General features: G+C 60.0%; 29 protein-coding genes and 1 other RNA gene. 18 read left to right on the plus strand and 12 right to left on the minus strand.

Annotated elements, in window-relative coordinates; all coding sequences use genetic code 11:
* The first annotated feature begins 2 nt into the window (after nt 1-2).
* The 4 genes from RN346_RS01715 (at nt 3) to RN346_RS01730 (ending at nt 2,607) form a co-directional block, all read left to right on the plus strand.
* Complete coding sequence (locus tag RN346_RS01715; protein ID WP_311961947.1) at nt 3-275, plus strand: hypothetical protein; 273 nt, start codon at nt 3-5, stop codon at nt 273-275.
* A gap of 283 nt (nt 276-558) precedes the next feature.
* Nucleotides 559-1,233, plus strand: coding sequence for a GntR family transcriptional regulator (locus RN346_RS01720; protein ID WP_311961948.1), 675 nt, complete (start codon nt 559-561; stop codon nt 1,231-1,233).
* An 86-nt stretch (nt 1,234-1,319) separates the two neighbouring features.
* Entirely contained in the window at nt 1,320-1,622 is a 303-nt protein-coding gene (locus tag RN346_RS01725; protein ID WP_311961949.1) for a hypothetical protein, read from the plus strand.
* A 22-nt stretch (nt 1,623-1,644) separates the two neighbouring features.
* Entirely contained in the window at nt 1,645-2,607 is a 963-nt protein-coding gene (locus RN346_RS01730) for a D-glycerate dehydrogenase (RefSeq protein ID WP_311961950.1), read from the plus strand.
* A gap of 269 nt (nt 2,608-2,876) precedes the next feature.
* Here RN346_RS01730 and RN346_RS01735 read toward each other — a convergent pair whose 3' ends face one another.
* Nucleotides 2,877-3,164 (minus strand): hypothetical protein, encoded by a 288-nt coding sequence (locus RN346_RS01735; RefSeq protein WP_311961951.1) that lies wholly within the window; start codon nt 3,162-3,164, stop codon nt 2,877-2,879.
* A 27-nt stretch (nt 3,165-3,191) separates the two neighbouring features.
* Complete coding sequence (locus RN346_RS01740; protein WP_311962682.1) at nt 3,192-3,473, minus strand: tyrosine-type recombinase/integrase; 282 nt, start codon at nt 3,471-3,473, stop codon at nt 3,192-3,194.
* A 606-nt stretch (nt 3,474-4,079) separates the two neighbouring features.
* On the opposite strand from RN346_RS01740, the gene RN346_RS01745 reads away from it, so the two are divergent.
* Nucleotides 4,080-4,565 (plus strand): type II toxin-antitoxin system antitoxin SocA domain-containing protein, encoded by a 486-nt coding sequence (locus RN346_RS01745; RefSeq protein WP_311961952.1) that lies wholly within the window; start codon nt 4,080-4,082, stop codon nt 4,563-4,565.
* Between the two features lie 10 nt (nt 4,566-4,575).
* On the plus strand, nt 4,576-4,971 hold the full coding sequence (locus RN346_RS01750; protein ID WP_311961953.1) for a hypothetical protein: 396 nt from the start codon (nt 4,576-4,578) through the stop codon (nt 4,969-4,971).
* Here the strand turns inward: RN346_RS01750 and RN346_RS01755 are convergent.
* The 3 genes from RN346_RS01755 to smpB form a co-directional block, all read right to left on the minus strand.
* The gene (locus RN346_RS01755) at nt 4,960-5,898 is read right to left on the minus strand and encodes a site-specific integrase (protein WP_311961954.1); all 939 of its coding nucleotides are present in this window, start codon (nt 5,896-5,898) and stop codon (nt 4,960-4,962) included. The genes RN346_RS01750 and RN346_RS01755 overlap by 12 nt on opposite strands.
* Before the next feature lie 37 nt (nt 5,899-5,935).
* Nucleotides 5,936-6,315: a transfer-messenger RNA gene (ssrA, locus tag RN346_RS01760) on the minus strand.
* 40 nt (nt 6,316-6,355) lie between these two features.
* Nucleotides 6,356-6,847, minus strand: a complete 492-nt coding sequence (gene smpB / locus RN346_RS01765; protein WP_263585323.1) for an SsrA-binding protein SmpB — start codon at nt 6,845-6,847, stop codon at nt 6,356-6,358.
* Between the two features lie 126 nt (nt 6,848-6,973).
* Between smpB and RN346_RS01770 the strand changes: the two genes are divergently transcribed.
* Both RN346_RS01770 and RN346_RS01775 read left to right on the plus strand, forming a co-directional pair.
* Entirely contained in the window at nt 6,974-7,408 is a 435-nt protein-coding gene (locus RN346_RS01770) for a type II toxin-antitoxin system RatA family toxin (protein WP_311959694.1), read from the plus strand.
* Nucleotides 7,398-7,709 carry an RnfH family protein gene (locus tag RN346_RS01775; protein WP_311962683.1) on the plus strand — a complete coding sequence of 104 codons (312 nt, stop codon included), beginning with the start codon at nt 7,398-7,400 and terminating at the stop codon, nt 7,707-7,709. Before RN346_RS01770 ends, RN346_RS01775 begins: the two co-directional genes overlap by 11 nt.
* Before the next feature lie 6 nt (nt 7,710-7,715).
* Here the strand turns inward: RN346_RS01775 and RN346_RS01780 are convergent, their stop codons facing one another.
* Nucleotides 7,716-8,216 carry an outer membrane protein assembly factor BamE gene (locus RN346_RS01780; protein WP_263585320.1) on the minus strand — a complete coding sequence of 167 codons (501 nt, stop codon included), beginning with the start codon at nt 8,214-8,216 and terminating at the stop codon, nt 7,716-7,718.
* A gap of 72 nt (nt 8,217-8,288) precedes the next feature.
* On the opposite strand from RN346_RS01780, the gene fur reads away from it, so the two are divergent.
* Nucleotides 8,289-8,699 (plus strand): ferric iron uptake transcriptional regulator, encoded by a 411-nt coding sequence (fur, locus tag RN346_RS01785; RefSeq protein WP_263585319.1) that lies wholly within the window; start codon nt 8,289-8,291, stop codon nt 8,697-8,699.
* A 103-nt stretch (nt 8,700-8,802) separates the two neighbouring features.
* On the opposite strand, the gene recN is transcribed toward fur, so the two are convergent.
* On the minus strand, nt 8,803-10,476 hold the full coding sequence (gene recN / locus RN346_RS01790) for a DNA repair protein RecN (RefSeq protein WP_311959704.1): 1,674 nt from the start codon (nt 10,474-10,476) through the stop codon (nt 8,803-8,805).
* A gap of 212 nt (nt 10,477-10,688) precedes the next feature.
* Here recN and grpE point away from each other — a divergent pair, with 212 nt between their 5' ends.
* The 4 genes from grpE to RN346_RS01810 all read left to right on the plus strand — a co-directional run bounded on the left by grpE (nt 10,689) and on the right by RN346_RS01810 (nt 15,695).
* Nucleotides 10,689-11,333 carry a nucleotide exchange factor GrpE gene (gene grpE / locus RN346_RS01795; RefSeq protein WP_311959706.1) on the plus strand — a complete coding sequence of 215 codons (645 nt, stop codon included), beginning with the start codon at nt 10,689-10,691 and terminating at the stop codon, nt 11,331-11,333.
* Nucleotides 11,334-11,464: 131 nt separating this feature from the next.
* Complete coding sequence (gene dnaK / locus RN346_RS01800) at nt 11,465-13,399, plus strand: molecular chaperone DnaK (RefSeq protein ID WP_263585316.1); 1,935 nt, start codon at nt 11,465-11,467, stop codon at nt 13,397-13,399.
* A gap of 124 nt (nt 13,400-13,523) precedes the next feature.
* Nucleotides 13,524-14,672, plus strand: coding sequence for a molecular chaperone DnaJ (dnaJ, locus tag RN346_RS01805; RefSeq protein WP_263585315.1), 1,149 nt, complete (start codon nt 13,524-13,526; stop codon nt 14,670-14,672).
* A 123-nt stretch (nt 14,673-14,795) separates the two neighbouring features.
* A complete protein-coding gene (locus RN346_RS01810) occupies nt 14,796-15,695 on the plus strand; it encodes a DMT family transporter (RefSeq protein WP_311961955.1) in 900 nt (299 codons plus the stop codon).
* On the opposite strand, the gene RN346_RS01815 is transcribed toward RN346_RS01810, so the two are convergent.
* From RN346_RS01815 to RN346_RS01825, 3 genes are read right to left on the minus strand one after another with little or no spacing between them, the layout of a single operon-like run.
* On the minus strand, nt 15,673-16,422 hold the full coding sequence (locus RN346_RS01815) for an ABC transporter ATP-binding protein (RefSeq protein WP_263585313.1): 750 nt from the start codon (nt 16,420-16,422) through the stop codon (nt 15,673-15,675). The genes RN346_RS01810 and RN346_RS01815 overlap by 23 nt on opposite strands.
* Before the next feature lie 7 nt (nt 16,423-16,429).
* On the minus strand, nt 16,430-17,497 hold the full coding sequence (locus tag RN346_RS01820; RefSeq protein WP_311962684.1) for an iron ABC transporter permease: 1,068 nt from the start codon (nt 17,495-17,497) through the stop codon (nt 16,430-16,432).
* Entirely contained in the window at nt 17,490-18,644 is a 1,155-nt protein-coding gene (locus RN346_RS01825; protein WP_311961956.1) for an ABC transporter substrate-binding protein, read from the minus strand. The genes RN346_RS01820 and RN346_RS01825 overlap by 8 nt, the downstream gene beginning before the upstream one ends.
* A gap of 250 nt (nt 18,645-18,894) precedes the next feature.
* Between RN346_RS01825 and RN346_RS01830 the strand changes: the two genes are divergently transcribed.
* Together RN346_RS01830 and dapB are read left to right on the plus strand one after the other, a co-directional pair.
* Nucleotides 18,895-19,179: a DUF2218 domain-containing protein gene (locus RN346_RS01830; protein ID WP_311959712.1), complete on the plus strand. Its 285-nt coding sequence runs from the start codon at nt 18,895-18,897 to the stop codon at nt 19,177-19,179.
* A gap of 73 nt (nt 19,180-19,252) precedes the next feature.
* On the plus strand, nt 19,253-20,065 hold the full coding sequence (gene dapB, locus RN346_RS01835; protein ID WP_311961957.1) for a 4-hydroxy-tetrahydrodipicolinate reductase: 813 nt from the start codon (nt 19,253-19,255) through the stop codon (nt 20,063-20,065).
* 127 nt (nt 20,066-20,192) lie between these two features.
* Here the strand turns inward: dapB and RN346_RS01840 are convergent, their stop codons facing one another.
* On the minus strand, nt 20,193-20,360 hold the full coding sequence (locus tag RN346_RS01840) for a hypothetical protein (protein WP_263585309.1): 168 nt from the start codon (nt 20,358-20,360) through the stop codon (nt 20,193-20,195).
* Nucleotides 20,361-20,388: 28 nt separating this feature from the next.
* Here RN346_RS01840 and carA point away from each other — a divergent pair, with 28 nt between their 5' ends.
* The 3 genes from carA to greA all read left to right on the plus strand — a co-directional run bounded on the left by carA (nt 20,389) and on the right by greA (nt 25,299).
* Nucleotides 20,389-21,534: a glutamine-hydrolyzing carbamoyl-phosphate synthase small subunit gene (carA, locus tag RN346_RS01845; RefSeq protein WP_311962685.1), complete on the plus strand. Its 1,146-nt coding sequence runs from the start codon at nt 20,389-20,391 to the stop codon at nt 21,532-21,534.
* 61 nt (nt 21,535-21,595) lie between these two features.
* Nucleotides 21,596-24,826 (plus strand): carbamoyl-phosphate synthase large subunit, encoded by a 3,231-nt coding sequence (carB, locus tag RN346_RS01850; protein ID WP_311959718.1) that lies wholly within the window; start codon nt 21,596-21,598, stop codon nt 24,824-24,826.
* Nucleotides 24,823-25,299: a transcription elongation factor GreA gene (greA, locus tag RN346_RS01855; RefSeq protein ID WP_252108378.1), complete on the plus strand. Its 477-nt coding sequence runs from the start codon at nt 24,823-24,825 to the stop codon at nt 25,297-25,299. Before carB ends, greA begins: the two co-directional genes overlap by 4 nt.
* Before the next feature lie 132 nt (nt 25,300-25,431).
* Here greA and RN346_RS01860 read toward each other — a convergent pair whose 3' ends face one another.
* On the minus strand, nt 25,432-25,758 hold the full coding sequence (locus RN346_RS01860; RefSeq protein WP_263585307.1) for a YhbY family RNA-binding protein: 327 nt from the start codon (nt 25,756-25,758) through the stop codon (nt 25,432-25,434).
* Nucleotides 25,759-25,796 lie beyond the last annotated feature (38 nt).

The following is a 25,796-nucleotide window of genomic DNA, read 5'->3' on the forward strand; positions in this document are numbered from 1 at the left end:
GTATGGAACGCCGCGGTCGCTATAAAATGCCCTTTCGACCACGCGCTTTCAGCTTCTTCACGAGAATGGCATACCATTATATCGGCGGCATCAATGCCCGCATGTTCCAAGGCTTCCTTGGCTCGTTCGGGATTGATATCGATGGCGATGCGCGCCGAAAGATTTTTCATCTTACGTGCCTGGCGCAATACGCCGCGGCCAAAGTCGCCGGCGCCCGCAATACAAGCTTCTACGGTATTGTCGCTTTCAAAATGGTTCAAGTAATTCATGGGTAAAAAGCAGTTCCTGGCGCAGGGCCGTGAGTAGAGGTAGTGCAGCATGGCGCTTTTTGAGCATTCGGCCACGCGGCAAACGATAATAGGATGGGAAGAATTTAGTGGTATACCATTTGGAAGGTCAACGACACGGGACTTCTACTTTAGTCGCTATTTATTTTTATGATATGTAAGTTTATGAATATACTGGTGAATTAAAAAAGCGCTAGGTGTATTGGTTTTATTTGAAAGGTAGTTTTTGGTATGCCAATCTTACCCATTGCCAACAACCGTGAATAACGCCATGGAAGAGACCGCTCGGACGACGCACGCTGGCCTGGTTGAAAAGGTGGCTCACTACCTGCGCGAGCACATCGTGATGGATCATTTTCAGCCGGGTCAGCGCCTGCCCGAGCGTACACTCGCCGTCGAGCTGAATGTGTCGCGTACGCCGCTGCGCGAAGCGCTGAAAATCCTGGCGGCCGAGGGTCTTGTGGTGATATCACCGAACCGGGGCGCCGTAGTGGCCGATGTCAGTGCCTCTGACATGAAGGAAAAGGCGTATGTTTTAAGCGTACTGGAGCAAGCGGCGGCGGAACTCACTTGCGCGGTGGCAACCGATGACGACATTGCCGAATTTCAAGCGCTGCATTACGAGATGAAAGCAGCGTTCGTGAGGCGGGACCGGCAGAACTACTTTCGCTTGAACCAGGATATCCACAACCGGATCGTATCGCTTTCAGGTAACTCGACGCTGATCGATATGCACGCGAATTTGAGTCGTCAGCTGTACCGTGTTCGCTATCTGTCGAATCAAAGAAACGAAAAGTGGGCCACCGCCATGGAGGAGCACGAAGCGATTCTGGCGGCGCTGGAGGCGCGCGACGGCAAGCGAGTCGGAGACGAGCTGCGTAACCACTTGGGGAAAACCTGGGTCAAGTACGCCAACGGTGAGCCGGTCGACCACCCCGGTCAATAGTTTTCAAGTCAAGCGTTGTAAGGTTTTCGTCAACTGTCTAAAGGGCCGGGTTTGCTTGGTAGTGCTCTATAAAAAGTTCACGAAAAATGCACAGTCATTCAATAGGCGTTTACAGCGTTTACAGGGACTTTTTCGATGTGTATCTCATGGTCGGCCTTGGCCTGCTGGGCTTTTTTCTGAACCGTTTCGGGTTTGGCGTGGCACCGGCGGTGATCGGTTTGATACTGGGGAGCGTGGCCGAAACCAATCTACGCCGGGGGCTACAGGTTTTCGACGGCGACTGGACACCGTTCTTTACCCGCCCGGTCAGTGTGGCGTTACTACTTCTGGCGGTGGTGTTTTTGGTGATGTCGCTGCGCAGTTCCTGGAAATCCGCGCCATCAAGTTGATCGAGAATAGGGAGTTTATGTCATGGCAAAGCAAAACCTGGTAGTTGTTCACGAGCTGTATCCGGAACTGATCGAGACGTTGGGCGCATCCTATAACCTGACGCACTTTACCCGCCTGTCCAGCGAGCAGGACAAGGCCGATTTTGAGCAGGCCATGGAGCACGCGGACGCCTATCTTGGCTCGAACGTGAAATTTACCGAGGCGCTGTTGGATAAGGCACCCAATCTGAAAGTGGTCGCCAGTGTCTCGGTCGGTGTCGATAGCTATCCCATCGAGGCGATGCATCAGCGCGGAATCGTATTGACCAATACCCCCGATGTGTTGACCGAGTCGACCGCAGACACCGGTTTTCTGCTGATGATGATGGCCGCGCGGCGTGCCGGTGAAATGCTGCGCAAGGTGCGCAACCACGAGTGGACCTCGTCGCTGGCGCGCCGTGACTTCGGTGTCGATGTGCACGGTAAAACGCTGGGCGTCGTTGGGATGGGGCGTATTGGCCAGGCCGTTGCCAAACGAGGCCACGACGGCTTTGGCATGCAGATCAATTACTATAACCGCTCGGCCAAACCCGACGTGGAAGAGACGCTGCAAGCGCAGCGCGTTGATCTGGACACCCTGTTTCGGGAGTCGGATTTCATCTGTGTGACGATCCCGCTGGATGCGCAGACCGAGGGGTTGATCGGCCAGGAGCAGTTCGCGCTAACCCGCCCGCACGCCGTGTTTGTAAACATTTCACGCGGCAAGGTCGTGCGCGAAAGCGAGCTGATTGCCTGTCTGCAGGATGGCACGCTGCACTGTGCAGGTCTGGATGTCTACGAAAAAGAGCCGCTCTCTACAGAGTCTCCGCTCATGGCGCTGGACAACGCGGTCTGCTTGCCCCACATCGGCTCCTCCACGTTTCAAACGCGAAACGCAATGTGCGATTTGGCTGCGGACAATGTCAATCGCGTGTTGAGCGGCGAGCAGGCGGTGACGGCTGTATAAGTGACTCGCGGCTTGTTGACTCGCTCGGCTCATGCGCCGAGCGAGCAAACCCCTCGATTTTGCGGCTACGAGCGCTAACCGGTTCTGGTTCGATCAGCGTTTAATCACCAGGCACAAAAAAAGCACCCGAAGGTGCTTTTTTTGTGGGGTGTTGGTGGAGGCGGCGGGAATTGAAACCGAAAACTTTATTTTAAAATCAATAGCTTATGTGGATTTGTTGGCCAGATCATGACTTCATGATCTTTATAAGCATTTTTTTAGAATTCGAATTAACTGATAGTAAGAGTTTTATTTATATTTCTCATCACCAGCTGCCATATACCCGGGCTTCTAAAGAAAGGATGCCATTGTTGAGGGGCTCGAAAGCCAACCTGGCTACCAGTATTCCATATCAAAACAACATTACCTCTTAGACCTGCATCGTTAGCTGCGTATTGTAGCGAGCTGTGGATGTCTTCTTGATCAGATGTGGATTTTCTAGTAAAGGCCGCATCGACGGGAATTATGACCATATCTTGTCCTTGCTCACGGATGTGAGCAACATCATATTTAGCCATGGCAGGTATCCTTAGTTATTGTGCCTTCTAACCATAATTTATATTGTGAAAGTTCGCCAATAGGGTGTGCTGAGGATTAGAGTACCTTTGATCTGCCAACATCCCCGCCTGACTATTCGTTGTTGGTATCCATCCCGAATAAATTCGTGCCGTGGTCACCACACTCGTATGCCCCATCTGCTTTGATACCCACGCCAACGGCTCGCCAGCGCTGACCATCATGCTCGCGTAGGTGTGGCGGGTTTGGTAGGGCCGCCGGTACCGAACGCCGGCGCGCTTCAGCGCATGAGTCCATAGCGTTTTGCGTATCGCCTGATCGCCAGTCTATGGCTCGCCGGTTCGCGGATTGATAAACACGCGGCCGCTGGGATGCAGTAGGCTGAGTGCTTTTTGTTGCTTCAGGGCTTCCAAGGCTCGGGGCAGCAGGTCGATCGTGCGGGTGCCGGCCGTCGTCTTCGTTATTTCTGCTTCTCCTTTCGCTGCCTGGGGGATGACTCGAGTGATTCGGCAGCGTTTTTGCTGTCGATATCGCCCCATTCCAGTGCAATCAGCTCTGATATGCGTAACCTGACCAGAATGCGAACTAGATAATAGGTGTGCCATGGCTTGCAAGTGCATTCAGGGCCGCAACTTAATTCTCTATCCTTAACAAGACGGATATATAAACTTACAGGCACAAAAAAAGCACCGCTAGGTGCTTGATTTGTAGGGGTGTCTGGTGGAGGCGGCGGGAATTGAACCCGCGCTCTATGTATCTAAATCATTGACTTATGCATAAAGCTGGCAAGTTGCTGACATAGTTGAGATATTTACATTTAGCTGTTTATAAATACAGTAAGCAGGTTGCCCTGTTGGCGTCTAGGGTCTATCATGCCATCTCTTTAGCAGTCACTTAGCATGAGGGAGGTTCGAAATATGGCATCGCCAGAAGCTGTAGCGAATTACTTCCTAGCGAAATCCTTTGACGAAGGGATCGCGCTTACACCTATGCAGCTACTGAAGCTCGTTTATATAGCGCATGGATGGCACCTTGGTTATTTTGATCAAAATCTCATCGATGGTGCGGTTGAGGCTTGGCGCTATGGGCCAGTAATTCCGAGCGTGTATCACAAGATAAAAAAATATGGGCGCTATCATATTTCAGCCTTGATAGATGGTGTTGACCCAGAGGACGATATTGAGTCCAACCCTCCCCATGAAGATACAATGGATTTGTTAGCTAACGTTTGGGAAGCTTATAAAGATAAAAATGGCATTGAACTATCTGCATTAACGCATGAAAAAAATACGCCTTGGGATATAGCTTGGTCTTCACCTGACGAACCAGGTCATTACTCGCCTAACAAGATTATCTCTAACAAATTGATTGCGCAGCACTATAAAGAGCTTATGAAAGGTTAAGGAGGCTGCGTTGTCTATTGATTATAGCCCTTTGAGGCGGCATGCTAACAAGCGTACCAATAGGCAGGCTCGCAAGAAGGCCTATGCCGAGCAAAAAGATATCGAAGGACCTTCACCTAAAACAGTCCGCAGGCACGCTCATAGAATCACAAGTTGTGCCCTATGGTTTGCTGCAATTCTTATCGCGATAATTATTAGCGTTCGCTTCTGGCATTTGGTCGGCTTTAGAGAGATTAATGGTGTGGCTCTGCGCTGGTTAAGTAATGAAGACCTTCAGAGTATTGATAAAATGCTCTTCAGCAGTGCCTTCGGTGGTGCTGCTCTTGCTTATATTAAGCACGTCATGTTGGAAGGTGCTGAGCAAGATGCGCGCGAAAAGCGCGCTAAAGAAGATTCAGAAAATTGAACTGATGTCGAACTTTGTAGTGGCTAGCATCCCCGGCTGGCTTTTCGTTGTTGGTATCCATCCCGAATAAATCCTTGCCGTAGTCACCACGCTGGTATGCCCCATCTGCTTTGAAACCCACGCTAACGGTTCACCGGCGCTGACCATCATGCTCGCGTAGGTGTGCCGCGTCTGGTATGGGCGGCGGTAACGGACGCCGGCGCGTTTGAGGGCGTGGGTCCAGAGCGTTTTTCGGATTGCCTGGTCGCCGGCCCACGGCTCGCCGGTGCGCGGGTTGAGGAAGACGCGGCCGCTGGGGTGAAGTAGGCTGAGCGCCTTTTGTTTGTTCAGCGCCTCGAGCGCGCGTGGTAGTAGGTCGATGGTGCGGGTGCCGGCGGTGGTCTTGGTGGTTTCGGCGGTTCCTTTCGCTGCCTGGGTGATCGCGCGAGTAATGCGGCAGCGCTTTTGGCGCCAGTCAATATCGCCCCATTCGAGCGCGACGAGCTCGGACGTGCGCAGGCCCGACCAGAACGCGAACTGGACCAGCGGTAAGCAGTCGCTGGGTAACGCTGCCAAGATCGCGGCTTGTTCCTCGGCGGTGAACGGGTCGATATCGTCGCTCTCTTTGGGCGGTTCGATCTTGCGGTAGTGCCAGGCGGCGAGCGGGTTGCTGGCGATCAGCTCGTCGTGCATGGCGTCATCCAGCGCGGCGCGTAGCGGACTGATGATGTTCGAGATGCGTTTGTTGCTGCAGGTGAGGGTGGCCGCCCAGGTGCGCACGTGGCCCCGGTTGAGCTCGGCCAACATCATATGGCCAAAATAGGTGAAGAATGGGTTTAAGTAGTTGTACGGTTTTTTCGGCTGAGAAAATGCTTTATAACCGAGAGTGTTGTAGTGGTACGTCAGTGTGCTGACGTGTCTACTCTGATTTATAAAATTATTAGGCACAAAAAAAGCACCCGAAGGTGCTTTTTTTGTGGGGTGTTGGTGGAGGCGGCGGGAATTGAACCCGCGTCCGCCAGCACTCGCCCATTGGCTCTACATGCTTAGATTTCGTCTTTTGCTTTAGCGCGACTGGCTCCGACGATCAGGATCCAGCTACGCGAGCCTTCTAAGGTTTAACGGTTGACGAGAAGACTCCGCCAACCGCGGTCCTATCAGCTTTAGCTCATATCCCCTTGGCGATGAATAGGCACATCACCGCAGGGCCAGACAAGAAGCTAGCAGGGTTTAAGCTGCCAGCGCGCCTTGAGCGTAGTTTTCGTCGTTTGCGACTATTTTTCGTGATGTGGTATTTACGAGATACATCACGCTCTCGGCATGCACCGCAGGGTTTGTCACCGGCGTCGAAACCATGTCGCCCCCAGAACTGAGCATTCTAACGTGCTCAACGTGAATTGACCAGCTACGCGCGGTTATGTTCCCGCATGATTCGTCCTTTTTGACGATTCCAGTCGCGATCCTTTTCGGTGGCACGCTTGTCGTGCAGCTGTTTACCGGTCACCAGCGCCAGCTCGCACTTGACCATGTTGCGCTTCCAGTAAAGCTTCAGCGGTACGCAGGTGTGGCCCTTGTCCTGAGTGACCGAGAAGATCTTGGCGATCTCCTTGCGGTGAAGCAGCAGTTTGCGCGTGCGGGTCGGGTCGGCGATCTCGTGAGTGCTGGCGGTGTTGAGCGGCATGATGTGACTGCCAAGCAAAAACGCCTCGCCGTTACGCACCAGAATGTAGGTATCGGTGAGCTGCGCTTTACCCGCGCGTAGGCTTTTGACTTCCCAGCCGGCCAGCGACAGACCCGCCTCGAAGGTTTCGTCGATATGGTATTCGAACCGCGCCTTCTTGTTTTGAGCGATCACGCTGCTGCTGGGGCCCTTGGTCTTGCCTTTCTTAGTGGCCATGAAACCTCATCGTTAATCTGTCGGTAGCCCCCCCTTCGTTATTGGGGGAGGCGTGGTACCATTCAAGGTCTGAAATAATGTTTCCCATGATACGCTGTGGGCACTGTGAAGTCAGCGGAGAGGTCAATGCCAACCGTTAATCGTTCCGCCCTGGTGCGGCACACTCCCCAACAGATGTTCGATCTGGTCAATGACTTCGAACACTACCCGGAATTTTTGCCCGGGTGCCGTCGTGCCCGATTGCTCGAGCGCGACGAGTCGCACCTGATCGGAGAGATGACGCTGGGTCGTGCCGGCGTCGAACAAACCATCACCACGCGTAACGATCTTTACGCACCAGAGCGTATCGAACTTTCGCTCGTCGACGGGCCGTTCAAGCGCCTGAAAGGGCGGTGGTTATTCACCCCCATGGGAGAAGACACCTGCAAGGTTAGCCTGGAAATGGAGTTCGAGTTTGCCAATCGGCTGCTAGGCATGGCTTTTGGCAAGCTGTTTCAGCAAATTGCCGGGCAGTTGGTCGATGCATTCACCAAGCGCGCGGATGAACTCTATGGCCGCTGAGCCGCTGTTCGCCGTTGAGGTGGCGTTTGCCACGCCAGCCAAACAGCACCTGGTCGTGGTCGAGGTCACACCCCACACCACCGCCCGCGAAGCGGTGATGAAAGCCAACCTCCCGACACTATTTCCCGAGCAGTCAGAAGGCGTGTTTGCTCACGCTCCCCTGGGTATCTTCGGCAAGGCGCTACGCGAGCCGCAGCGCCACACGCTGAGTCCGGGGGATCGCATCGAAGTGTATCGCCCGCTCGAGATCGACCCGAAGGCCGCCCGCCTGGCGCGTGCCGAGCGCCAGGCAAGGCGGTAGCCTTTCTTACTCCGTCACGATGACCGGGGTTGGCTCCGGCGTGGCGGCGGGTGTGGCCGCCGGTGCGTTCTCCGGGGTGGGCGTCGGCGTTTGCTGGTTCGGCGTCAGAAGCGGCATGACCGGGTCCGCGGTCTCCAGCGCCGGGCCGGCGCCGCGATTGGCACTGATCGACGGGGAGCGGGAGAGATCGCCCTGCTGCTCAATGTTAACGAGTCGACCTGTGTCATCGAAGGTCAGCGTGACGCGGCGCTGCTCCACCCCAGCGTAGGCCTTGTCCAATCGGTAGACGTAGTCCCACTCGCGGGAGTCGAAAGGCGCCTCCAGAAGCGGGCGTCCCATGACGTAGGTGACCTGCTCCTGGGTCATGCCCGGCTGTAGCTGGCTGACCATTTCCTGGGTCACCAGATTGCCCTGGGGGATGTCGCGCTTGTAGACGCCGACGTAGCTGCAGCCGCTGACGACGGTCAGGGCAACGGAAAGCGTAATGATACGAGTCAATTTTTGCATTTGGTCCTGTTCTTCACTATCGTGGTTTCGGTCGATGATACCCGACCTAACCTGTTACTGCGAAGAGCAACCATGGCCGATCAGAACCATGAACTACGCAAAGCCGGGCTAAAAGTGACCCTGCCGCGTGTCAAGATCCTGCAGATTCTCGAAAATGCTTCGGGCCAACACCACCTTAGCGCAGAAGAAGTGTATAAAACACTCATCGATGCGGGCGAGGATGTGGGGCTTGCGACCGTCTACCGCGTACTGACTCAGTTCGAGTCGGCGGGCCTTGTGATTCGTCACAATTTCGACGGCGGCCATGCGGTTTTCGAGATGACCCAGGAAGACCACCACGACCACATGGTGTGCCTGGAGAGCGGTGAGATTATCGAGTTCGTCGATGAGGTCATCGAACGGCGTCAGCAGGAGATCGCCGAAGAGCACGGTTTCGAGCTGATCGATCATGCGCTGGTGCTCTACGTGCGTCCCAAAGCCTGATACGCACAGTACTTTCGGCCGTATAACAAAAACGGTGCACGCCAAAAAACGCCCCTGCCGCAATCGCGGCAGGGGCGTTTTGGTTTTTATCGAACGTCGCTTTTCAGTGCGGTGGGCGCTGGCTGGCGTTGAGCATTTCGCGGGCGTGGGCCAGCGTCTGCTCCGAGAGTTTGACCCCGCCCAGCATGCGCGCCAGCTCGCTCACCCGCCCTTTTTCATCGAGCAGCGCCATGTGCGTCAGGGTGCTGTCGCGTTTGGCCTGCTTTTCGATATGCAGGTGCTGATGCGCCTGGGCGGCCACCTGGGGCAGGTGGGTAACGGTCATCACCTGGCCCTTTTCACCGAGCCGGCGCAGCAGTTGGCCGACGATTTCGGCCGTAGCGCCAGAGATGCCCACATCCACTTCGTCGAACACCAGACTCGGGATGGTGGAGTGGCTGGCCGCGACCACCTGGATGGCCAGACTGATGCGTGAAAGCTCACCGCCAGAGGCGACCTTCGTCAGCGGCCGGGCGGGTTGGCCAGGGTTGGCGCTGATCAAAAACTGTACCTGATCCAGCCCGTCCTGAGCGGGCGTTTCGCGGCTCGAGACGGCCACCTCGAAGCGCGCCTTGCCCATGGCCAGAAACGCGAGCTGCTGCTGCACTTCCTTGCCCAGTTTGCCGGCGGCTTTTTGACGCGCCTCGGAAAGCGCCCTGGCGTCCTGACGGTAGCGCTCACGGTATTCGGCGACCTGACTGCTTAGCGACTCGAGGTCTTCATCGCTTGCCTCCAGCTGGGCCACTTCGCGGGCAAGCGACTGGTGCAGCGCGTAGAGCTCCTCCGGGGCGACGTGATGCTTTCGCGCGATGCGGTGCACATCCGTAAGGCGCTCGTCGACCCACGACAGGCGCTCCGGGTCGAGCTCGGTGACACTGGCAAAGCGGGCGAGCTCGCCCGTGGCCTCTTCGACCTGAATGCGGGCGTCCGAGAGCATCGCCAGCGTGTTGGCCAGCACGCCCTTGTCGCTGCCAGGCAGGGCGCTGAGCCGGGCATAAGCCTGATTGAGTAGCGAAAGTGCGCCGCCGTCATCGCTTTCGCAGCACTCCACGGCGAACTGGGTTTCACGCAGGGTCTCCTCGGCGTGGGCAAGCGTCGACTGCTCCTCTTCGAGCACCTCGAGTTCACCTTCGCCCAGCGCCAGCTGGTCGAGCTCCTCGACCTGGTAGCGCAGAAGCTGGCGCCGCGCTTCGACTTCGCTCCCCGCTTCGCTGCGCTTTTTAAGCCGTGCGCGGGTCGCGCGCCACTCCTTGAAAGTCTCGGCCAGCGCCTGGCGCTTGCCCTTGAGACCGGCGTAGTCGTCCAAAAGCGCCAGGTGAGTCTCTTCGCGCATCAGCGCCTGGTGGGCATGTTGGCCGTGGACCTGAATCAGCAGCTCGCCAAGCGTCTTGAGATCGGCAATGGTCGCCGGCTGGCCGTTAATCCACGCCTTGGAGCGGCCGCTGGCGGTCACCACGCGGCGAAGCAAGCACTCCTGAGAGGAGAGCTCGCGCGCCTCGAGCCACTCGGCGGCGGCGGGCAGGCGGGCAATGTCGAAGTTGGCCGAAAGGTCGGTGCGTTCGCGGCCGTGGCGCACGCTCCCCGCGTCGGCGCGCTCGCCCAGGCAAAGCCCCAGGGCGCCGAGCAGGATGGATTTACCCGCCCCGGTCTCCCCGGTGATGGCAGTCATGCCGTCGGTCAAATCGAGTTCCAGACGGTCAACGATGGCGTAATCCTGAATGACGAGCTGAGTCAGCATAGGGCCTCCCGGGCAGGGCTCTATAGAAACTGGATGCTTATACAATGATTGTTGTTTTATACAGTAGTCGATAACTCACTTCAATGCCCCTCTTGAGATGCCAAACAAGGCCCCCATATAGCGTGCATACGCATTAATGAACCCGTTTATCTCACACACTTTATTTCAACCAGCGGGCGCTTACGCGCCGCGACCGCATTCAGGAGTACGGCATGGCGAAAGAACCGCAAACCCCGATCGATGACGAGCTGGCCCGCCAGGAGCAGGACGCCGAAGTAACCGAGCAGGCCGACGAAGAGCGCCTGATCGAAGGCGATCTCGAAGGTGTACTGGACGATGAGTCGCCGCTGGGTACCGAAACGTTCGACGAAGGCGTGAGCAACCCGGAAGCCGAGGTGCTGGCGGCCCGCGTCGAGGAGCTCGAACAGAGTCTTTCCGAGGCGAAGGATCAGTCGCTCAGAGCGTCTGCCGAGGCCCAGAACGTGCGTCGCCGCGCCGAAGCGGAAGCGGAGAAGGCGCGCAAGTTCGCTCTCGAGAAGTTCGTCAAGGAGCTGCTGCCGGTGGTGGATAGCCTTGAAAAAGCGCTCGACAGCATGCAAGAGGATGCCTCTGATGCGCACCGTGAAGGTGTGTCCATGACGCTCAAGATGCAGCTCGACGTGCTCAACAAGTTCGGCGTCGAAAGCGTCGAACCCAGTGGCGAGCCCTTCGACCCGCAGGTTCATGAGGCCCTGACCATGGTGCCCAACCCGGAACTCGAGCCCAACACGGTAATGGAAGTCGTGCAGAAGGGGTATTTGCTCAACGGACGCCTGGTGCGCCCGGCGATGGTCGTGGTCAGCCAGAAAGCGGGCTAGTCGAGTTGGGGGATAATGCAAATTCCCCCCTTGAAAAGTTCACGGCGGCCCCCAGATAAAGGCCAACCCGCGGTAATCACCGCAGACCGATTGCAACAGTTTTTGTCACCACCGAATTCGAGGTTTTTGCTATGGGACGTATTATTGGTATTGACCTGGGCACCACCAACTCTTGCGTGGCGGTTCTCGACGGCGACAGCGCCAAGGTCATCGAAAACGCCGAGGGCGGCCGCACCACTCCCTCCATCATCGCTTACACCGATGACGGTGAAACGCTGGTCGGCCAGTCCGCCAAGCGCCAGGCGGTCACCAACCCGGAAAACACCCTGTACGCCATCAAGCGTCTGATCGGCCGTCGTTTCAAGGACGACGTCGTTCAAAAAGACATCAAGATGGTGCCGTACAAGATCGCCGAAGCCGATAACGGCGACGCGTGGGTCGAAGTCAAAGGCAAGAAAATGGCACCGCCGCAGGTCAGCGCGGAAGTGCTCAAGAAGATGAAGAAGACCGCCGAAGACTACCTCGGCGAAACGGTCACCGAGGCGGTCATCACGGTGCCAGCTTACTTCAACGACAGCCAGCGCCAGGCCACCAAAGATGCTGGCCGCATTGCCGGTCTCGACGTCAAGCGCATCATCAACGAGCCGACCGCTGCGGCCCTCGCCTATGGCATGGACAAGTCGCGCGGCGACAAGACCATCGCGGTCTATGACCTGGGTGGCGGTACCTTCGATATCTCCATCATCGAAGTGGCCGACGTCGACGGTGAAACCCAGTTCGAAGTACTCGCCACCAACGGCGACACCTTCCTGGGCGGCGAAGACTTTGACCTGTCACTGATCAACTACCTGGTCTCGCAGTTCAAGTCCGACAGCGGCATCGATCTGTCCGGCGACAACCTGGCCATGCAGCGCCTGAAAGAAGCCGCCGAGAAAGCCAAGATCGAGCTCTCAAGCGCCCAGCAGACTGACGTGAACCTGCCTTACATTACGGCAGACAACACCGGTCCCAAGCACTTGAACGTGAAAGTGACGCGCGCCAAGCTCGAGTCACTGGTCGAAGAGCTGGTTCAGCGCTCGCTCGAGCCGTGCAAGATGGCGCTGAAAGACGCGGGTCTTTCTGCCTCTGAAATCGACGACGTCATCCTCGTCGGTGGTCAGACGCGCATGCCGCTGGTTCAGCAGAAAGCCGCTGACTTCTTCGGCAAGGAAGCGCGCAAGGACGTCAACCCGGACGAAGCCGTGGCCGTGGGCGCCGCGATTCAGGGTGGCGTACTCGGTGGCGACGTGAAAGACGTGCTGCTGCTTGACGTAACGCCGCTGACGCTGGGTATCGAAACCCTTGGTGGCGTCATGACGCCGCTGATCGAGAAAAACACCACCATCCCGACGAAGAAGACCCAAACCTTCTCCACCGCGGATGACAACCAGACGGCCGTGACCATTCACGCCGTGCAGGGTGAACGTAAGCAGGTTTCGCAGAACAAGTCGCTCGGTCGTTTCGATCTTGCCGACATTCCGCCGGCGCCGCGCGGCGTGCCGCAGATCGAAGTGGCCTTTGATCTGGACGCCAACGGCATCCTGAACGTCTCCGCGAAGGACAAGGCGACGGGTAAAGAGCAGTCCATCGTCATCAAGGCCTCGAGCGGTCTGTCGGACGAAGAAGTCGAGCAGATGGTGCGCGACGCCGAAGCTCACGCCGACGAAGACAAGAAGTTCGAAGCCCTCGTGCAGCTACGTAACCAGGCCGACGGCATGATTCACGCCACGCGCAAGACGCTGGAAGAAGCCGGCGACAAGGCGACCGATGAAGAGAAGCAAAACATCGAAACCGCCATCAGCGACCTGGAAGCCGCGGTGAAAACCGACGACCAGGACGACATCCAGAAGAAACTGGATGCGCTGACCGAGGCCTCTGGCCAGCTCGCGCAGAAGATGTATGCCGAGCAGGCAGATGCCTCTCAGGCTGCGGAAGGTCAGGAGGGCGAACAGGCCCAGTCCAAGCCGGAAGACGACGTTGTCGACGCCGAGTACGAAGAAGTCAACGACGAGCAGAAGAAGCAGTAACCGCTCTTTCTGTAAGGATCGCAGCAACGCGGGAGCCAGCTCCCGCGTTGCTGTTTCCAGGACCAAAACGATGATCACGGTTCGTACCGTCAAGAGCATACCCTAACCAGGAGGCGTAGGACCCATGTCCAAGCGCGATTACTACGAAGTCCTGGGTGTCGAAAAAGGGGCCGATCAGAAAGAGATCAAAAAGGCCTACCGCCGCCTGGCGCAAAAATTCCACCCTGACCGTAACCCGGATGACGAAACCGCCGCCGAGAAATTCCGCGACGTATCCGATGCCTACGAAGTACTCAGCGACGAGCAAAAGCGCGCTGCCTACGACCAGTTCGGCCATGCCGGCGTCGATGGCCAGGGCGGTGGCGGCTTTGGCGGCGGCGGTGGCGGCGCGGGGGATTTCAGCGATATCTTCGGCGACGTGTTTGGCGACATTTTCGGCGGTGGCGGCGGGCGTCGTCGTGGGCCCAACGCGCCGGCGCGCGGCTCGGATCTGCGCTATAACCTGGAGCTCGATCTGGAAAACGCGGTCGCTGGCACCACCGTCGACATTCGCGTTCCGCGCCATATCACCTGCGATCGCTGCGATGGCGACGGCGCCGAACCCGGCACCAGCAAGGACACCTGTCCGACCTGTCAGGGCATGGGCCAGGTGCGCATGCAGCAGGGCTTTTTCGCCGTGCAGCAGACCTGCCCGACCTGTCACGGCTCCGGCATGCAGATCAAGGTGCCGTGCCACAAGTGCAACAGCGAAGGCCGCGTACGCGAAACCCGCACGCTTTCGGTCAAGATTCCGCCCGGCGTGGATACCGGCGACCGCATTCGCCTGAACGGCGAAGGCGAGTCCGGTGTGAACGGCGGCCCGGCCGGCGATCTTTACGTGCAGGTGGCGATCAAGTCGCACCCGATCTTCCAGCGTGATGGCAAGCACCTGCAGTGCGACGTGCCGATCAACTTCGTCGACGCCTCGCTCGGCGGCGAGCTGGAAGTGCCCACACTCGATGGCCGCGTGAAGCTCAAGATTCCGCCGGAAACCCAAACCGGCCGGCTGTTCCGCCTGCGCGGCAAGGGCGTGAAGCCGGTTCGCGGCGGCGCCCCGGGCGACCTGCTCTGCAAGGTGGTGATCGAAACCCCGGTGAATCTGAACGAAGAGCAAAAGGACCTGCTGCGCCAGCTCCAGAAAAGCTTCGACGACAGCAACAGCCACAGCCACTCGCCGAAGAAAACCGGCTTCTTCGACAGCGTGAAGAAGTTCTTCGAAGAGATGAAGCCGTAGGAGCATGCCTGCATGCCCGTCGCGACGGTGCAACTGTTCCGCTAGCGTCGCGATACGTTCGCCATTAGCGTACTAAGTCCCCGGTGCCCACCGGGGACTTTTTTGTTTTCGAGGAAGTCGGTCATGACTGGATTACAGGATCGCCCGGGGCTGGGCATTTTCTTACGCGTGTTGTCAGGCGTAATGTTCACCGGCATGTTCGTGTGTATCAAGGCGGTGAGCGAGGCGGTGCCGGTGGGCCAGTCGATCTTTTACCGCTCGCTGTTCGCGCTGATTCCGATCGTGATCTTTTTGGCGATTCGCCGGGAGTTTCCTCAGGGGCTTGCGACCCGGCGCCCGCTTGGGCATCTGCTGCGTTCGGGGTTGGGAGCGGCGGCGATGTTCTTCTCGTTCTCGGCGGTGGCGTTCTTGCCGGTGGCGGAAGCCACACTTCTGGTGCAGCTCTCACCGATCTTCATGGCGGTGGGGGGCGTGCTGCTGCTGGGCGAGAAATTTTCGCTCTATCGCATGGGGGCCATCGCGCTGGCGCTGGCGGGCATGGCGGTGCTGGTCGTGCCGGAGCTAAGCGCGGGCAGCGGCGATGGGCGGCTTTTGGGCTACGCGCTGGGCACCGCCGGGGCGCTCTTGACGGCGGGCGCGCTGCTCACCATTCGGCATATCTCGCGCACCGAAACCGCCGGCTCCATCGCGTTTTACTTCATCGTGGTGTCGTCGCTGGCGGGGCTTGCCACGTGGCCGCTGGGCTGGGCCGACCTGACCGAGGCCGAGTTCGCCCTGCTGGTGCTTTCGGGGCTGTTTGGCGGGGCGGGGCATATCGCCATGACGCTGGCGTTTCGCTACGCCGAGGTGTCGAAGCTCGCCCCGTTCGAGTACGTGGCGCTGGTCTGGCCGATCGCCGCGGACTGGGTGCTGTTCGGCATTCCCATCTCCAGCGGTTTCATTCTGGCGCTGCCGCTGATGCTGGCCGGCGTGGCGCTGGCCTCGCTCGAAGGCCGGCGCTTCAAACGGCCTCTTCGACGATGAGCTGGGGGCGGCCCTTCGAACACGGCTCGATGCGCGCCGCCACCCGGTAGACCTGGCGCAGAAGCGCCGGGGTGATGACATCCTCGGTGGCACCGCAGGCGATCAGGCGGCCATAATCCAGCACCATGGCGGCGTCGGTGAAGCGCAGCGCATGATTCAAGTCGTGAAGCGCGACCAGAATCAGCATGCCGCGCTCGTCGGCCAGCCGTCGCAGTACGGTGAGCAGGTTGATCTGGCGGTTCAGGTCCAGCGCCGAGGTGGGCTCGTCGAGCATCAGGATTTCCGGCTCCTGCACCAATGCCTGGGCCGCACTCACCAGCTGGCGCTGGCCGCCGCTCAAATCCCCGATATCGCGCCCGCCGAGCGACGCGATGCCGAGCTCGGCAAGCGCCCGGTCCACCTGCTCGAGATCCTCCGGCTGTACCTTCAGGCTTCGCCCCTGCATGCGCGCCAGCAGCACCGATTCATACACGCTCAGCACCGCCTTCGCGCCGGTGTCCTGAGGCATGTAGGCCACCGGGCGCTCGGCGGTTGTCTCTTCGATGCTGACCGTGCCGTCGCCTGCCACCAGCCCCAGAATACGGCGAAACAGCGTCGACTTGCCTGCCGCGTTGGGGCCCAGCAGCGCGACGACCTGGCCGCCGTGAAAGCGGGGCGTGGAGATGTCTTCGACGATGGTGCGCCGCCCGTAGCGAGCCGATACGCCGTCAAGCGTGAGAGTTACCATGAGCGAGTCACCATGACGTCTTCTTGTGGTTGAGCACCAGAAACAGGAAAAACGGGATGCCGACCAGTGAAGTGATAATGCCGATCGGAATGATCGTGCCGGGGATGATGAGCTTGGAGATCACCGAGCCCACCGAGAGAATCAGCGCGCCGCACAGCGCCGAGCCCGGCAGGAAAAAGCGCTGATCCTCGCCCAGCAGCATGCGCGCGATGTGCGGCCCGACCAGCCCGATGAAGCCGATGGTGCCGACGAACGCCACCGCCACGGCGGAAAGAAGCGACACCAGTACCAGCACTTCCAGGCGCAGTGAGCGCGGCTTGATGCCCATGCTTTCAGCCTTGGCGTCGCCCAGGCGCATGGCGGTCAGCGCCCAGCCGTGGCGCGCCAGAAGCGGCAGGATGGCGGCCAGTATGCCAAGCGCAATCCAGAACTTGGGCCAGGTCGCCTTGGTCAGGCTGCCCATGGTCCAGAACACCACCGCGGCCACCGCTTCCTGGCTGGCGAAGAATTGGATCAGCGCCATGAGCGAGTTGAAAATGAACACCATGGCGATGCCCAAAAGCACGATGGTTTCCACCGTGACGCCGCGCTTGAGGCTCAGCGCGTGGATCAAAAACGCCGTGAACATCGCCATGACGAAAGCGTTGATCGGCACCACGAACTCGATGGCGGCGGGCACGATGGCGACGCCAAAGGCCAGGCCCAGCGCGGCGCCGAAGCTCGCGCCGGCGGAAATACCCAGCGTAAAAGGGCTCGCCAGCGGGTTGCTCAGAATGGTCTGCATCTGCGCGCCGGCCACTGACAGACTCGCGCCCACCACCAGCGCCATCAGCGCTACCGGCATGCGAATCTCCCAGAGAATCACCCGCGCCTGGTCGCTGACGCTTCCCGGCGTCAGCAGGGCGGCGATGACTTCCGTGAGGCTGTAGCGCGCAGGCCCAAGCGCCAGATCGACGCACAGGCTGAAAAACAGGGCGACCACCAGCGCTGCAAGGATCAGCTGGCGGCGCACGACCTGGCTTTTATAGTGGCTGCGCCCCTGGGTCGTCGGCGCGGCCACGGCGCTGTCACTCATCATTCAGGGAAATCCAGTAGCCGGGTTCATAATCGATTGGCAGAAAGCGCTCGTGAAGCTCTTCCATGGTCGCTTCCGGGTCGAGATCCTCGAACAGCTCTGGATGCAGCCACTTGGCCAACTGCTGGATCGCGACGAAGTAGTAGGGGCTGTTGTAGAACTGGTGCCAGATGGCATGCACGTTGCCGTCCGCTACCGCCTGTACGCCGGTCATGGCGGTGCGCTCGGTCAATGCTTCGAGCTTGTCGCGCGCCGCGTCCATGTCGGCACCCGGGCCCATGCCCACCCAGGCGCCGCCGGGCACGTAGGCGTCCCAGTTGCCGCCGGTCACCACCACGTGCTCCGGGCTTGCAGCGATGATCTGCTCCGGGTTGAGCGTGCCGAAGCTGCCGGGAATGATACCGTCGGCGATGTTGCTGCCACCGGCGAGCTCGACGTACTCGCCGAAGTTGCCGGGCCCGAAGCTCATGCAGCACTCGTCGGAGTAGCCGCCGGCGCGGTCGATGAACACGCTCGGCCGCGCCGGGTCGGCCTCATCGATGACGTCCGTTACGCGAGCGAGCTGCTCCTCGGCGAAGTCGATGAACGCCTCGGCGGCAGCGTCGTCGCCCATGATCTGGCCGATCAGGCGCATCGAGGGAATGGTGTGGGCCACCGGGTCTTCGCGAAAGTCGACGTAGACGATCGGGATATCGAGCTGGGCGAGCTTGTCGTCGTAGCCGGCATCTTCGGTGGCGGCCTTCGCTTCGAGGTTCATGAAGACCACGTCTGGCGAAAGCGAGGCGGCCTGCTCTACATCAAACGTGCCGTCCTTGAAGCCGCCGAAGGTGGGAATGTCGGTCATCTCGGGAAAGCGCTCGGCGTAGCGGGCATAGTTGTCCGGGTCCGCCTGGGAGAAGTCCTCGCGCCAGCCCACCACGTGCGTGAACGGTGCCTCGGGCTCGAGCAGGCCCAGCAGATAGATTTGACGCCCTTCGCCCAGGATGACGCGCTCGGCGGGGCCCTCCAGGCTAACGCTGCGCCCGGCAATGTCGACCACCTCGATGGGGTCGGCCAGAGCCGGCAGAGCGCCAAGCGTCGTGGCCAGCGTCAGCGACGTTAATAGGCCCGACGTTAAAACCGTGGACTTTGAAAAAGTGACGTTCATGGGCGGGTTCCGAAGAGTGAGTAAGGATGACCCCAACAGTCGTTCGACGTTCCGGATGGTTCGGCAAACTGGGTATGATTCGCATTTACATGGCGGCATTATCGAGAAATCTTGTGAAGCTGTACAGGGTCTGGCACGAAACTGTTCTGAATGGCGCAACGAATCGTTGCGCGCCCGCCAGTAGGCTCGGCGTGTATCGAAGGCGGTGAAATTGAGATAATGTGAATGTTTCTTGTTCAAGGAGAGCTGCATGCCGATTTCTCGCGCCGAAATTGCCACCCAGTCCGGTGGACGCCTGATCAACCGCCTCTGCAAGCACTGGTCGCACAAGCTCGAGGTCGAATACACCGAAAGCGATGCCAGAATCGTCTTTGCGGAGAAGGGCACCTGTCTGATGCACGCCGACGCCGACAAGCTCTCGGTGTCTATTGAAACGCTCGATGAAGCCTCTCTCGACCAGCTCGAAGGTGTGGTCGAGAACCACCTCGTGCGTATGGCGAAAGACGAGACGCTGGAAATCGTCTGGGAGAACTGAGTCCGGCGTCGAGCGCCTCTGATATACTCGCGCCATTTCACCCAACCGGGCCGCGCGCCCTCAAGGAGATTACATGACGCGAGTCGCTATCGTGGGCGTTGCCGGGCGCATGGGCCGCACGCTGGTCAGCGCCGTGAATGAAGATGCCGGCGCAACGCTTGCCGGCGGTATCGTTGAGCCGGGAAGCTCGCTGACCGGCGCCGATATCGGTGAGCTTGCCGGCACCGGTAAAAACGGCGTCGCCGCCGTCGACTCACTCGATGCGATCAAGGACGATTTCGACGTGCTGATCGATTTCACCGCCCCGCAAGTGACGCTTTCAAACCTCGCCTTCTGCGCCGAGCACGGCAAGGCCATCGTGATCGGTACCACCGGCATGAACGATGACGAGCTTGACGCGCTCGATGGCTACCGTGACCGCGTGGCGATGGTCTTCGCCCCCAACATGAGCGTGGGCGTGAACCTGACGCTGAAGCTTCTGGAAACCGCCGCCCGGGCGCTGGGCGACGAAGGCTACGACATCGAGGTGATCGAAGCGCACCATCGCCACAAGGTCGACGCGCCGTCCGGCACCGCCATCCGCATGGGCGAAGTCGTCGCGAAAAGCCTCGACCGCACGCTCAAGGAGCACGGCGTGTTCGAGCGCGTCGGCCAGTGCGGGCCGCGCAGCGACACCGAGATCGGCTTTGCCACCGTGCGCGCCGGCGACATCGTTGGCGAGCACACGGTGATGTTCGCCACCGAAGGCGAGCGCATCGAGATCACCCACAAGGCCTCGAGCCGCATGACCTTCGCCAAGGGCGCGGTGCGCGCTGCGCGCTGGGTAGCGGGACAACCGGCCGGTCGCTTCGATATGCAGGACGTGCTGGGGCTGGCGGACGTTTGAGCCGTCATGGTGGCCAAAAGGGCTAGCCCGGGCGGCGAAAATGCTGTAACATTCCAAAAATTTTGGCCGGGCGATAGACATGTGAGCAAGAACTAAACGGCAAAGCGCTGCGCTTGTTGCACTGGCCTCACTTGAAAGCCGTTCGTATCACATGGCCCTGCCACGCAAGAACAACAAGCGGGATGAAACCGATTTTTAATTTGTCGGCTTCGTCCCGCTTTTTTACGACCCGACGTTTGCCCGCAAACGCCGACACCGGATCGCCGAGCCTGCGCCCACAGGCTCCCACCAGCATGGGAGAACGAGCCTTGAATAACCCCGCATTGAGCAAACCCGCAATACTGGCCCTGGAAGATGGCAGCGTGTTCCACGGCATTGCCATCGGCGCCGACGGCGTTACGAGCGGGGAGGTGGTGTTCAATACGGCCATGACCGGCTACCAGGAAATTCTCACCGACCCCTCCTATACCCGCCAGATCGTCACGCTCACCTACCCGCATATCGGCAACACCGGCATCAACGCCGAAGACGTGGAGTCCGCCTCCATCGCCGCGGCGGGCCTGGTGATTCGCGATCTGCCCCTGTTGGCGAGCAGCTTTCGCAGCCAGCAGAGCCTGAGTGAGTACCTTGAGAGCCAGAACGTGCTGGGGATCGCCGAGATCGACACCCGCCGCCTGACGCGCATTCTGCGCGACAAGGGCGCACAGAACGGCGCGATTCTGGCAGGCGCTGAGGCCGAAGGTGACGACGCCGTCGAGCGAGCGCTGGCGGCCGCGAAGGCGTTTCCGGGGCTCAAGGGGATGGACCTTGCAAAGGAGGTCTCCTGCAAGGAGGCCTATGAGTGGAGCGAAGGCGAGTGGACCCTGGGCGCGGGCTACGCCGATACCACGACCATTGAGCGCCCCTACCACGTGGTGGCGTTTGATTACGGAGTGAAATTCAACATCCTGCGCATGCTGGCCGCTCGCGGCTGCCGCCTGACGGTGGTGCCGGCGCAAACCCCGGCGCAGGAGGTGCTGGCGATGAACCCGGACGGCGTGTTCCTGGCCAACGGCCCCGGCGACCCGGAGCCCTGCGACTACGCCATCAAGGCGATTCAGGAAGTGCTCGAAACCGACACGCCGGTGTTCGGCATCTGCCTGGGCCACCAGCTGCTGGCGCTGGCAAGCGGGGCAAAAACGGTGAAGATGAGCCATGGCCACCACGGCGCCAACCACCCGGTGCAGGATCTGGACACCGGCACGGTGATGATCACGAGCCAGAACCACGGCTTCGCCGCGGACGAAGCGACGCTGCCCGCGAACGTGCGCGCCACGCATCGCTCGCTGTTCGACGGCACGCTGCAGGGCATCGAGCGCACCGACCGCCCGGCGTTCAGCTTTCAGGGGCACCCGGAAGCGAGCCCCGGCCCGAAGGACGTGTCGCCGCTGTTCGACCGCTTCATCGACCTGATGCAGGCGCGCCGCTGATCCGTCCGGCGCTTTAACCGTTTATTTCGCTGCTCATCGCCACTTTTTTGCGGGAACCGTTATGCCCAAGCGTACCGATATCAACACCATTCTCATCATTGGCGCCGGCCCGATCGTCATCGGCCAGGCCTGTGAATTCGACTACTCCGGCGCCCAGGCGTGCAAGGCGCTGCGCGAGGAAGGCTTCCGGGTCGTGCTGGTGAACTCCAATCCGGCCACCATCATGACCGACCCGGCCATGGCGGACGCCACCTACATCGAGCCGATCACTTGGCAGGCGGTGGAGAAGATCATCGAGGCGGAGAAGCCCGACGCCATCCTGCCCACCATGGGTGGCCAGACCGCGCTCAACTGCGCGTTGGATCTGGAAAAACACGGCGTGCTGGAAAAGCACGGCGTCGAGATGATCGGGGCCAACGCCGACGCCATCAACATGGCCGAAGACCGCGACCTGTTCGACCAGGCCATGAAGCGCATTGGCCTTGAGTGCCCGAAGGCGAAGGTTGCGCACACCATGGACGAGGCCTGGGAGATCCAGGCGGAGCTCGGCTTTCCGACCATCATTCGCCCCTCCTACACCATGGGCGGCTCCGGCGGCGGCGTGGCGTACAACAAGGAGGAGTTCGAGGAGATCTGCACCCGCGGGTTCGAGCTTTCCAACAACCATGAGCTCTTGATCGACGAGTCGCTTTTGGGGTGGAAGGAGTACGAGATGGAGGTCGTTCGGGACAAGAACGACAACTGCATCATCGTCTGCGCGATCGAAAACTTCGACCCGATGGGCGTGCACACCGGCGACTCGATCACCGTGGCCCCGGCCCAGACGCTGACGGATAAAGAGTACCAGATCATGCGCGACGCCTCTCTGGCGGTGCTGCGCGAGATCGGCGTCGAAACCGGTGGCTCCAACGTCCAGTTCGGCATGGACCCGCAAACCGGGCGCCTGGTGGTCATCGAGATGAATCCGCGGGTCTCGCGCTCATCGGCCTTGGCCTCCAAGGCCACGGGCTTCCCGATCGCCAAGATCGCCGCGAAGCTCGCCGTCGGCTACACCCTGGACGAGCTGCAAAACGACATCACCGGTGGCGCGACCCCGGCCTCCTTCGAGCCGTCCATCGACTACGTCGTCACCAAGATTCCGCGCTTCACCTTCGAGAAGTTCCCCCAGGCCAACGACCGCCTGACCACCCAGATGAAGTCGGTGGGCGAGGTGATGGCGATCGGCCGCACCTTCCAGGAATCCCTGCAGAAGGCGCTGCGTGGCATGGAGACCGGCAACGACGGCCTCGACCCGATTTTCGAGCAGTTCACCGATGAGGCGATGGCGCAGATCAAGGGCGAGCTGCAGGCCGCTGGCGCCGAGCGTATCTTCTTCGTGGCCGACGCGATGCGCGCCGGGATGAGCGTGGAAGAGGTTTTCGCGCTGACCAATATCGACCGCTGGTTCCTGGTTCAGCTGGAAGACTTGATCCTGACCGAGAAGGCGGTGGCCGAGCGTAACCTTTCCGACTTCACCGCTCAGGAGCTCTACCGCCTCAAGCGCAAGGGCTTCGGCGATGCGCGGCTGGCCAAACTCCTCAATGTCAGCGAAAAGGCGTTCCGTCAGGCCCGCCAGGCCGCGGGCATTCGCCCGGTCTACAAGCGGGTCGATACCTGTGCGGCCGAATTCGCTTCCAGCACCGCCTACATGTACTCCACTTATGAGGAGGAGTGCGAAGCAGACGTATCCGATCGCCAGAAGATCATGGTGCTCGGCGGCGGACCGAACCGCATCGGCCAGGGCATCGAGTTCGACTACTGCTGTGTTCACGCGGCGTTTGCCATGCGCGACGACGGCTATGAAACCATCATGGTCAACTGCAACCCGGAAACCGTCTCCACCGACTACGACACCTCGGATCGCCTCTATTTCGAGCCGGTGACCCTCGAGGACGTGCTCGAGATCGCGGACAAAGAGAAGCCGGTCGGCGTGATCGTCCAGTTCGGCGGCCAGACGCCGCTGAAGCTCGCCCGCGAGCTCGAAGCCGCCGGCGTACCGATCATCGGCACCACGCCGGATGCCATCGACCGCGCCGAGGATCGTGAGCGCTTCCAGCAGATGATCGACAAGCTGGGGCTCAAGCAGCCGCCCAATGCCACCGCCAGAAGTTTCGACGACGCCTTCGCCAAGGCCGAGACCATCGGCTACCCGCTGGTGGTACGGCCAAGCTACGTGCTCGGCGGGCGCGCCATGGAGATCGTCTACGACGCCTCCGAGCTCGAGAACTACATGACCAACGCGGTGAAGGTCTCCAACGACTCGCCGGTGCTGCTGGATCACTTCCTGAGCGCGGCGGTCGAGGTCGATATCGATGCGGTTTCCGACGGTGAGCAGGTCGTGATCGGCGGCATCATGCAGCACGTCGAGCAGGCGGGTGTCCACTCCGGTGATTCCGCCTGCGCGCTGCCGCCCTACTCGTTGCCGGCGGATGTGCAGGACGAGATGCGCGATCAGGTCAAGCGCATGGCGGTCGAACTCGGCGTGAAGGGGCTGATGAATGTGCAGCTTGCCTGGCAGGACGGCGAGATCTACGTCATCGAGGTCAACCCGCGCGCCTCGCGTACCGTACCGTTCGTGTCCAAGTGCATCGGCACCTCGCTTGCTCAGATTGCCGCGCGCTGCATGGCCGGCACCACACTTGCCGCTCAGGGCTTCGAGCGCGAAATCGTGCCGCACTTCTACAGCGTCAAGGAAGCGGTGTTCCCGTTCAACAAGTTCCAGGGCGTCGACCCGATCCTTTCGCCGGAGATGAAGTCCACCGGTGAGGTAATGGGTTCCGGCGAGACCTTCGCCGAGGCGTTCTTCAAGGCGCAGCTTGGCGCCGGCGAGGCGATTCCGGCCCTCGACGGCCCGCGCAAGGCATTCCTTTCCGTGCGCGAGCCGGACAAGGCGGGGATTATCGAAGTCGGGCGTTCTCTGCTAACATTGGGCTTCACGCTATGTGCCACCCGCGGCACGGCCGCTGCACTCGAAGCGGCCGGTCTCGAGGTCGAGCACGTCAACAAGGTATACGAAGGTCGCCCCCATATCGTCGATTCGCTCAAGAACGATGAGATCGCCTATATCGTGAACACCACCGAAGGTCGTCAGGCAATCAACGACTCTTCGATCATTCGCCGTACTGCTCTCGCGCGCAAGGTGCCCTATGCGACCACTTTGGCGGGCGCCAATGCCGTTTGCATGGCGCTGGAGTACGGCCGGGAGATTACGGTGCGGCGCCTTCAGGATTTGCATGCAGGAGCGAGTCAATGAACAAGGTCCCGATGACCGTTGCGGGCGAAAAAAGCCTTCGCGAAGAGCTCAATCACCTCAAGGGCGAAGCGCGCCCTACGGTGATTGCGGCCATCGCCGAGGCGCGTGAGCACGGTGATCTCAAGGAGAACGCCGAGTATCACGCCGCCCGCGAGCAGCAGGGCTTCATCGAAGGGCGCATTCAGGAGATCGAAAGCAAGCTCTCCGGCGCCCAGGTGATCGACGTGACCAAACTGCCCAAAACCGGCAAGGTGATCTTTGGGGTGACCGTGTCGCTTTTGAATCTCGATAGCGACGCCGAGGTGACCTACCGGATCGTCGGCGAGGACGAAGCCGACATCAAGTCCGGGCGCATCTCGGTCACCTCACCGATCGCCCGCGCGCTGATCGGTAAGGAGGAGGGCGACGTGGTGGTGGTGAAAACGCCAGGTGGCGACGTCGAGTACGAAATCGAAAGCGTCGAGCACATTTAGCTCGTTCGAAGGCCGGCGCGCAAAGCGCCGGCCTTCGAAAAAGCCCGAAGAGCGTGACTCTTCGGGCTTTTTTGATGCCGCCAGGTTTTGCCAGAGCGATGCTTGCCGGTGCGACGCGGCGCCGAGCAGGCGTTAGTGGCGGCCGTGATGGTTCTCGAAGCGGGTCACGTTGGAGAGCTTCGGGTTGGCCTTTGGGTTGCGGCGATAAAACAGCGCCATTTTACCGATGGTTTGAATGAGTTCGGCGCCGCCTTCGGTGGCAAGCTCCTGAATCATCGCTGCGCGGTCGTCCCGCTCGGGTAGGGCCAGCTTGACCTTGATCAGCTCGTGGTCTCTGAGCGCGCGGTCGAATTCGGCGAGCAACGTCTCGGAGATGCCGTTTTCAGAGACCGTCACGACAGGGTTCAGGTGATGGCCAATGCTGCGAAATGCTTTCTTTTGTGCCTGTGACAAGCTCATGGTATCTTGCGGTATCCCGGTTTGCGCTTAACGCTCCA

This window comes from Halomonas sp. PAMB 3232 (assembly GCF_031954225.1).
Lineage (GTDB): Bacteria > Pseudomonadota > Gammaproteobacteria > Pseudomonadales > Halomonadaceae > Vreelandella.

What these genes read in the sequence shown, in the direction of transcription:
- RN346_RS01715 (WP_311961947.1), top strand. Translation starts at nt 3, where the DNA reads ATGGAACGCCGCGGTCGCTATAAAATGCCCTTTCGACCACGCGCTTTC.
- RN346_RS01720 (WP_311961948.1), top strand. Translation starts at nt 559, where the DNA reads ATGGAAGAGACCGCTCGGACGACGCACGCTGGCCTGGTTGAAAAGGTG.
- RN346_RS01725 (WP_311961949.1), top strand. Translation starts at nt 1,320, where the DNA reads ATGCACAGTCATTCAATAGGCGTTTACAGCGTTTACAGGGACTTTTTC.
- RN346_RS01730 (WP_311961950.1), top strand. Translation starts at nt 1,645, where the DNA reads ATGGCAAAGCAAAACCTGGTAGTTGTTCACGAGCTGTATCCGGAACTG.
- RN346_RS01735 (WP_311961951.1), bottom strand. Translation starts at nt 3,164, where the DNA reads ATGGCTAAATATGATGTTGCTCACATCCGTGAGCAAGGACAAGATATG.
- RN346_RS01745 (WP_311961952.1), top strand. Translation starts at nt 4,080, where the DNA reads ATGGCATCGCCAGAAGCTGTAGCGAATTACTTCCTAGCGAAATCCTTT.
- smpB (WP_263585323.1), bottom strand. Translation starts at nt 6,847, where the DNA reads ATGGCCACTAAGAAAGGCAAGACCAAGGGCCCCAGCAGCAGCGTGATC.
- RN346_RS01770 (WP_311959694.1), top strand. Translation starts at nt 6,974, where the DNA reads ATGCCAACCGTTAATCGTTCCGCCCTGGTGCGGCACACTCCCCAACAG.
- RN346_RS01775 (WP_311962683.1), top strand. Translation starts at nt 7,398, where the DNA reads ATGGCCGCTGAGCCGCTGTTCGCCGTTGAGGTGGCGTTTGCCACGCCA.
- RN346_RS01780 (WP_263585320.1), bottom strand. Translation starts at nt 8,216, where the DNA reads ATGCAAAAATTGACTCGTATCATTACGCTTTCCGTTGCCCTGACCGTC.
- fur (WP_263585319.1), top strand. Translation starts at nt 8,289, where the DNA reads ATGGCCGATCAGAACCATGAACTACGCAAAGCCGGGCTAAAAGTGACC.
- recN (WP_311959704.1), bottom strand. Translation starts at nt 10,476, where the DNA reads ATGCTGACTCAGCTCGTCATTCAGGATTACGCCATCGTTGACCGTCTG.
- grpE (WP_311959706.1), top strand. Translation starts at nt 10,689, where the DNA reads ATGGCGAAAGAACCGCAAACCCCGATCGATGACGAGCTGGCCCGCCAG.
- dnaK (WP_263585316.1), top strand. Translation starts at nt 11,465, where the DNA reads ATGGGACGTATTATTGGTATTGACCTGGGCACCACCAACTCTTGCGTG.
- dnaJ (WP_263585315.1), top strand. Translation starts at nt 13,524, where the DNA reads ATGTCCAAGCGCGATTACTACGAAGTCCTGGGTGTCGAAAAAGGGGCC.
- RN346_RS01810 (WP_311961955.1), top strand. Translation starts at nt 14,796, where the DNA reads ATGACTGGATTACAGGATCGCCCGGGGCTGGGCATTTTCTTACGCGTG.
- RN346_RS01815 (WP_263585313.1), bottom strand. Translation starts at nt 16,422, where the DNA reads ATGGTAACTCTCACGCTTGACGGCGTATCGGCTCGCTACGGGCGGCGC.
- RN346_RS01820 (WP_311962684.1), bottom strand. Translation starts at nt 17,497, where the DNA reads ATGAGTGACAGCGCCGTGGCCGCGCCGACGACCCAGGGGCGCAGCCAC.
- RN346_RS01825 (WP_311961956.1), bottom strand. Translation starts at nt 18,644, where the DNA reads ATGAACGTCACTTTTTCAAAGTCCACGGTTTTAACGTCGGGCCTATTA.
- RN346_RS01830 (WP_311959712.1), top strand. Translation starts at nt 18,895, where the DNA reads ATGCCGATTTCTCGCGCCGAAATTGCCACCCAGTCCGGTGGACGCCTG.
- dapB (WP_311961957.1), top strand. Translation starts at nt 19,253, where the DNA reads ATGACGCGAGTCGCTATCGTGGGCGTTGCCGGGCGCATGGGCCGCACG.
- RN346_RS01840 (WP_263585309.1), bottom strand. Translation starts at nt 20,360, where the DNA reads ATGCTGGTGGGAGCCTGTGGGCGCAGGCTCGGCGATCCGGTGTCGGCG.
- carB (WP_311959718.1), top strand. Translation starts at nt 21,596, where the DNA reads ATGCCCAAGCGTACCGATATCAACACCATTCTCATCATTGGCGCCGGC.
- greA (WP_252108378.1), top strand. Translation starts at nt 24,823, where the DNA reads ATGAACAAGGTCCCGATGACCGTTGCGGGCGAAAAAAGCCTTCGCGAA.
- RN346_RS01860 (WP_263585307.1), bottom strand. Translation starts at nt 25,758, where the DNA reads ATGAGCTTGTCACAGGCACAAAAGAAAGCATTTCGCAGCATTGGCCAT.